We start from the raw sequence: 6,240 nt of genomic DNA, 5'->3' as shown, positions 1-6,240 counted from the left end.
AAGACTTGGCTGATATTTCGCGCATGCTGGGACAAGCAAATGAAAAAGATTTGACGGAGGTGAGAACATTGTTTGATCGCGAAGCACCTTCAGAACGAAGTGATCTGGAAAGTATTATTCAGCTTGGGAAGCTTGAATACCAGCAAGGGAAATAGCATTTTTTGCATTTTTGGAGATTTGATTTTGATGTCGAATAATACATACGACGTCCTCGTCATCGGTGCCGGCCACGCCGGCATCGAAGCCGCACTTGCATCTGCACGCATGGGTTGCCGCACGATGCTCATGACCATGAATGTCTCGACCATCGGGCAAATGTCCTGCAACCCGGCGATTGGCGGAGTTGCCAAAGGCCAGCTCGTGCGCGAGCTTGACGCCCTCGGCGGCGAAATGGGACTTGCCACGGATGATGCCGGGATTCAATTCCGCATGCTTAATAAAGGAAAAGGCCCGGCTGTCTGGTCGCCGCGCGCGCAAGCCGATCGCGTGCAATATGCCGCGCGGGTTCGCCTGGCTTGTGAGCGCCAGGAGAATCTCGACATTCGGCAAGATATGGCAACCGGCTTGGTAATCGAAAACGGCAAAGTCGTGGCCGTGCAAACCATGATGGGAGGGAGAGTCGAATGCCGCAACGTCGTCATCACCGCCGGCACATTTTTGAACGGCGTGATTCACATCGGCCTGAAAAATTACGAGGCTGGCCGCGCCGGTGAGTTTGCCGCGAAGGGATTGACCGAATCGTTGCTCGAACACGGCATCGAAACCGATCGCCTCAAAACCGGAACCCCGCCGCGTTTGAATGGCCGCACGATAGATTATTCCAAAACCGAGATTCAACCCGGCGATGATCCCCCCCCGCCGTTTTCGTTTTGGCATGAGAAGCTCGAAGTCGAGCAGATGCCGTGCTATCTCACTTATACAAATGAAGCGACTCATGAGCTGCTGCGCACCGGACTCGATCGCTCGCCGATGTACACCGGTCGCATCAAAGGTGTCGGGCCGCGCTATTGTCCTTCAATCGAGGACAAGATCACGCGCTTTGCCGACAAGTCGCGCCATCAAATTTTTCTGGAGCCGGAGGGACGGAACACCACCGAAGTTTATGTTAACGGTTTCTCCACCAGTTTGCCGGAAGAAGTTCAGGTAGCTGCGATTCGGACTGTTCCAGGATTGGAGAATGTGCAAGTCACGCGCATGGGCTATGCGGTCGAGTATGATTTCTTTCAGCCGACGCAGCTCTATGCTTCGCTGGAATCGAAGAAGATCGGCCATCTTTTTTTTGCGGGACAAGTGAACGGCACAACCGGATATGAAGAAGCCGCGGTGCAAGGTTTCATGGCCGGGGTGAATGCCGCGCTGAAGAGCAGGGGAGAGGAACCGTTCATGCTGAGTCGCAGTGAAGCTTATATCGGAGTTTTGATCGACGATCTCGTGACCAAAGGCACAATCGAGCCTTATCGCATGTTCACGAGCCGCGCGGAGTACCGCCTTTTGCTGCGCCAGGATAATGCGGATTTGCGGCTTTCAAAATATGGCCGCGATCTCGGCTTGTTGAAGTCCGGGCAATTCGAGCTAGTTCAGCGCAAGCAAGAGGCGATAAGCGAAACCATTGGGGCCTTAAATTCGGTTTATGTCGAACCGGATCAGATCAACGACAAACTTCGCGAGCGCGGGACAAGCTCAATTCAACAAAAAGAAAGTCTGTTGAAATTGCTGCGCCGCCCGGAAATCAGTTTGGCGGATTTACGTGGTTATGGCCGGCTTGAGTTGTGGGAGAACTGGAGCGCGCATTTTTGGCAAAAAGTCGCGGAGCAAGTTGAGATTGAAACCAAATACGAAGGCTTCATCAACCGCCAAAAATCTTCGATTGATCGTTTTGACGATTTAGAAGAAAAACGCCTGCCGGCTAATTTGGATTATGGCAAACTTCTCGCGCTTTCCTCTGAAGCGAGAGAGAAGCTCAATCGCATCAAGCCGGCGTCTTTCGGGCAGGCTTCGCGCATTTCCGGAGTTTCGCCGGCGGATATTACTGCCTTGCTGGTTTATGCCCGGAAAGGATTTCGCCATGTTTCACGTGAAACACTGGAAATGATGGAAGAGTGAAAAGATTGGACACAGATTGCGCTGATTCTCACAGACGGTTTTAGTTGCGTTTCGACAAGCTCAACGCCCGAGGAAATTTAGTTCTTGGTTTCATCCGGACACTAAATTCTACGCGGCCACTGAGCTTGTCGAAGTGGCCTTGAATTTCGGCACTTCGACAAGTTCAGCGTCAGATCATATTTTCACCCGGCCACTAAATTCTACGCGGCCACTGAGCCTGTCGAAGTGGTCGCCGTTGGATCTAAATCTTTGCAAATCCAAAAAATCTGTGTCCGGCTAATTCGAGCATGTTTCACGTGAAACACCAGAAATGGTGGAAGAGTGAAAAGCTTGGACACAGATTGCGCTGATTCTCACAGATTGTTTTTGCAATATATTCGATTATGGCGATTCGCTAGGTTCGTCGCCCGGGAGCATTTGATTTGACAAACACTCCGGCCACTGAGTCTGCCGAAGTGGCCTTGAGTTTCGGCACTTCGACAAGCTCAGCGCCCGAAATCTGTGCAAATCTGAAAAATCTTTGTCCGGCTAAATCGAGCATGTTTCACGTGAAACACTTGCACTCAAGGATACCCAAAATTTGAAAGAGCTTATCGAATCTCTGCCAACCAGCTTTCCGCTTTCCGCCGCCCAGCTTGCGCTTTTTGAAGATTATGTTCGGCTTCTCTTGGAATGGAACCCGCGTGCGGGGTTGGTTTCAAAGGCGGATGAAAATGCGTCGCGTTTGATCAAGCGGCATATTGTGGAATCACTCGGGCTGGTTGCCACTAACCTGCTTTCCGAAAATGCCGCCGTCCTCGATCTCGGAAGTGGCGGGGGATTTCCGGGTGTGCCCCTCAAAATTACTCGGCCCGATCTCAAAATAACTTTGCTCGATTCACGGCGAATGAAATCTCTCTTTTTGCAGGAAGTCGTTCGGCGCCTGAATCTTGAGAAAGCGGAGGTCGTTTGCGCTCGCGCCGAATCCCTCGACGAGAGTTTCAAATCGCGCTTTGATTTTGTTGTCGTGCGTGCCGTGACGAATTTGGCCAAGCTTTGGCAGTGGGCGATTCCAGTTTTAAAAAATGGCGGCAGTCTGCTGGCGCAAAAAGGTGGCGATCTCGATCAGGAGTTAAAAGAATTGTCGTCTGCATTTCCCGGAATCTCCGTTAAGAAAGTAAATTATCCGGCGGGCTGGGATATCGATCCCACGCGCTATGTTGTGACAATAAAAATGTAGGGGCGACCGGTTCGGTCGCCCATGCCGATGAGGAGGAGAATGAGTAAGAAAATTTTTGATGAGATCAAGGATCTGGTCACGGAAACGCGCAATCCGCGCACGATGGATATCGATGCACAGGACACGGTGGAAATTCTGCGGCGCATCAACCAAGAAGATGCCCTGATCCCGAAAATTGTCGCGGACGAGATTCCGCATATCGCACAGGCCGTTGATCTTGTCGTTGACGTATTCAAAAGCGGCGGGAGGCTTTTTTACTTGGGTGCCGGCACCAGCGGTCGGCTCGGCGTTTTGGATGCTTCCGAATGTCCACCGACTTATGGCACGGATCCCGAAATGATTCAAGGACTCATTGCCGGCGGCTATAAAGCTTTGGTACGCTCGCAGGAGGGCGCGGAAGATATTTTTGAGCACGGCCGCCGCGATTTGGAAGATGCCGGGTTTAACTCGAAGGATGTCGCCTTTGGCATTGCCGCCAGCCGGCGAACGCCCTACGTTCTCGGTGCATTGACTTTTGCGCGCGAGATTGGCGCGAAGACGGTATATTTGACCTGCAATCCGCGTGAAGAAATCACTATTCCCGTGGATGTTGCCATCTGTCCGGTCGTCGGCCCGGAAGTGATTATGGGTTCGACCCGCATGAAAGCCGGCACCGCCACCAAACTCGTTCTGAATATGGTGACGACTACGGCCATGATTCGGCTTGGCAAGGTTTATGGCAACATGATGGTGGATTTGCGCATGACATCCAAGAAGCTCGAAGAACGCTCCAAGCGCGTGGTGATGATGGTGACGAATTCATCCTATGAAGAAGCCGGAGCCGTACTTGCCCAAGCCGGTGGGCACGTCAAAACCGCATTGGTGATGGCGCTGGCGAACGTTTCTGCCGAGGAGGCGAGATTGAGACTGGAAAGGGCGAATGGGTTTATTCGCGGGGCGATAGTGTGAAATAGCGTTATAGTCGGCAACTAAAAAAGGTCAATACTGCCGACAAAGACAGTTTGTTTTGCATCATCAATCGGCAAATTTATATTAGAGGAAATCATGATTGCCATCAGACAAATTCAAGAGGTCAAGGCGGGCGCGGTAACGGTCAAGCTGCCGGAAGATTTTTCCGCCAAACAAGTTGAGATCATTATTCTGCCCGTGGAAGAATTTCCGGGCGGATCACAAAACTTGCAAGCTTTGCTGTTGGCTGCGCCCACGTTGAGCGATGACGAATTCCAGGAGTATGAAAAAAATCGGGAGTGGATGAACCAATGGAACGTGAACGACTTTTGATCGATACTTCGATTTTGATCGACCATTTGCGCAAGCCGCAAAAAGACAAAACGACTTTCTATCAACTTTCTACGAAGTATGATTTTGTGATTTCTGCCATCACAGAATTTGAGTTTCTAATTGGTTCGTCGCCTGCAAATCGTCAGTTTACCGAAAAACTACTTGCAGGTTTGCCGGTTTTGCCGTTTGATTCTGCCTGCGTAAAATCAGCTTCGAAAATTTATCAGGATTTGAAAGCAAGGAACCAACTTATTTCACTGCCGGATATTTTCATTGCCGCAACTGCTCTGACACATGATTTTCAACTTCTGACCTTGAATCATAAGCACTTCGAAAGAGTCAGTAGTATTAAGCTGTTTGTCAATGAAAACACGTAAGAATCTTAAACTGAACTGAACGAGTGGGAAGTACATTGAAATTACGAACATTGTCGTCATTGAGCCAGATTCAATCGAGTATTTTCCGGACGAGAAAAGCGTTAATACGGCTCTGCGCGCTTTGGTTTCGGTTTTTCCAAAGCCTGGGTTGAAAAGTAGAGCGAAGAAAAAACAGACAGGAGCTTTATTGCCGGCTGGCAAGCCAACGCTGAAATGATTTCTGGCTTTCGCCGCTGCGCCGCCCGGCCAAAAGCCCCTCGATGCCGATATGCTCGTCGAGATCAGGCCATTCGATGGCATAGCCGTCGCCGAGCAAGTGCCAATTTCCGCGCTCTTTCGGAGAAGCGTGTTGCAGGCGCGGATACCATGATAGCGGAACAACTATGGTTCGGCCATCGGCAAGTTCGACGATCAGCTTTTCATCGTTAATCATGACTTGCGTCACCGCCGGTTCTGTTTCAAGCACTAAAGTACTCATGCCAAGCCTCTAAAAGTTTTTGCTGATGTTTTACCACGAGGCGAGCGATTTGGTTCAACTCGTGCTCTTTGAATCCGCGATTGGTTGCGGGTAGAATCGGATCGAGCCAGAATTTTGCCACCTGTCGATCTCGCTTAACATGAATATGAGCTGGCTCGCTTTTGTCGGAACTAAAAAATACAAAACTGTACGGACCATCAATCAATACGGTAGGCATAATTCAATAGAGATGAACAAAGAATTCATCAATTGTCGACTCTTTTGTCATGAATATAACACTATGCTTGAAGAAAGCAATCAATCTTTCACATGACTTCTACTTCGAGCATCAGGCTTGAAAAAATATGTCCTCCTTCGCCCTAGAACAAATCAAAACCCTGATCTCTTCATCTCAACCGTTTGAAGAGTTAGCGAGTAAACTGAGCGCTGGCGAGAATCTCACCGTCAAAAATGCAGCGGGATCATTGGCGGCGGTGCTCATTTCTATCTTGCAGGAACACAGCAATGCGCCGTTTTTGTGCGTGCTGCCGTTTTCTGATCAAGCTGAGTTGATGCGGGATGAGTTGGCGGGGTTGGCCTCGACAGGCTCGGCCACCGGGGTCTCGGCAAGCTCGACTTCGACAAGCTCAGCCGCCGTGACTTCGACCGGCTCGACTTCGGCAAGCTCGACTTCGACAGGCTCAGTCACCGTCACCGCGGCAGGTGGAGGCGACGCGATTTATTTTCCGGCGACGAAAATGTTGCCGTGGGGGCATCCGGATCCGCAGGCGCTTTCGTTGCAG

8 protein-coding genes are annotated in these 6,240 nt (G+C 50.6%); 6 read left to right on the top strand and 2 right to left on the bottom strand.

Translation table 11 applies throughout. From position 1 onward, the window contains the following. Positions 1-186: 186 nt before the first annotated feature. The 5 genes from mnmG to FBQ85_25170 all read left to right on the top strand — a co-directional run bounded on the left by mnmG (position 187) and on the right by FBQ85_25170 (position 4,980). Complete coding sequence (mnmG, locus tag FBQ85_25190; GenBank protein ID MDL1878428.1) at positions 187-2,103, top strand: tRNA uridine-5-carboxymethylaminomethyl(34) synthesis enzyme MnmG; 1,917 nt, start codon at positions 187-189, stop codon at positions 2,101-2,103. A 532-nt stretch (positions 2,104-2,635) separates the two neighbouring features. Further along, on the top strand, positions 2,636-3,322 hold the full coding sequence (gene rsmG, locus FBQ85_25185; GenBank protein MDL1878427.1) for a 16S rRNA (guanine(527)-N(7))-methyltransferase RsmG: 687 nt from the start codon (positions 2,636-2,638) through the stop codon (positions 3,320-3,322). Between the two features lie 21 nt (positions 3,323-3,343). After that, positions 3,344-4,270 carry an N-acetylmuramic acid 6-phosphate etherase gene (murQ, locus tag FBQ85_25180; GenBank protein MDL1878426.1) on the top strand — a complete coding sequence of 309 codons (927 nt, stop codon included), beginning with the start codon at positions 3,344-3,346 and terminating at the stop codon, positions 4,268-4,270. Between the two features lie 96 nt (positions 4,271-4,366). Then, complete coding sequence (locus FBQ85_25175; GenBank protein ID MDL1878425.1) at positions 4,367-4,603, top strand: hypothetical protein; 237 nt, start codon at positions 4,367-4,369, stop codon at positions 4,601-4,603. Beyond that, on the top strand, positions 4,582-4,980 hold the full coding sequence (locus FBQ85_25170; protein MDL1878424.1) for a type II toxin-antitoxin system VapC family toxin: 399 nt from the start codon (positions 4,582-4,584) through the stop codon (positions 4,978-4,980). The genes FBQ85_25175 and FBQ85_25170 overlap by 22 nt, the downstream gene beginning before the upstream one ends. A 184-nt stretch (positions 4,981-5,164) precedes the next feature. Here FBQ85_25170 and FBQ85_25165 read toward each other — a convergent pair whose 3' ends face one another. Beyond that, a complete protein-coding gene (locus FBQ85_25165) occupies positions 5,165-5,458 on the bottom strand; it encodes a DUF2442 domain-containing protein (GenBank protein MDL1878423.1) in 294 nt (97 codons plus the stop codon). Continuing rightward, on the bottom strand, positions 5,439-5,675 hold the full coding sequence (locus FBQ85_25160) for a DUF4160 domain-containing protein (protein MDL1878422.1): 237 nt from the start codon (positions 5,673-5,675) through the stop codon (positions 5,439-5,441). Before FBQ85_25160 ends, FBQ85_25165 begins: the two co-directional genes overlap by 20 nt. A gap of 127 nt (positions 5,676-5,802) precedes the next feature. Here FBQ85_25160 and FBQ85_25155 point away from each other — a divergent pair. Further along, on the top strand, positions 5,803-6,240 hold a 438-nt coding region (locus FBQ85_25155), incomplete at its 3' end, for a hypothetical protein (protein ID MDL1878421.1).

The organism is Cytophagia bacterium CHB2 (genome assembly GCA_030263535.1).
In the GTDB taxonomy this organism is placed as follows: Bacteria; Zhuqueibacterota; Zhuqueibacteria; order Zhuqueibacterales; family Zhuqueibacteraceae; genus Coneutiohabitans.
Note: the sequence above shows the minus strand (reverse complement) of the source record. Positions and strands in the feature narration are given on the sequence as shown.

What these genes read in the sequence shown, in the direction of transcription:
- mnmG (MDL1878428.1), top strand. Translation starts at nt 187, where the DNA reads ATGTCGAATAATACATACGACGTCCTCGTCATCGGTGCCGGCCACGCC.
- murQ (MDL1878426.1), top strand. Translation starts at nt 3,344, where the DNA reads ATGCCGATGAGGAGGAGAATGAGTAAGAAAATTTTTGATGAGATCAAG.
- FBQ85_25175 (MDL1878425.1), top strand. Translation starts at nt 4,367, where the DNA reads ATGATTGCCATCAGACAAATTCAAGAGGTCAAGGCGGGCGCGGTAACG.
- FBQ85_25170 (MDL1878424.1), top strand. Translation starts at nt 4,582, where the DNA reads ATGGAACGTGAACGACTTTTGATCGATACTTCGATTTTGATCGACCAT.
- FBQ85_25165 (MDL1878423.1), bottom strand. Translation starts at nt 5,458, where the DNA reads ATGAGTACTTTAGTGCTTGAAACAGAACCGGCGGTGACGCAAGTCATG.
- FBQ85_25160 (MDL1878422.1), bottom strand. Translation starts at nt 5,675, where the DNA reads ATGCCTACCGTATTGATTGATGGTCCGTACAGTTTTGTATTTTTTAGT.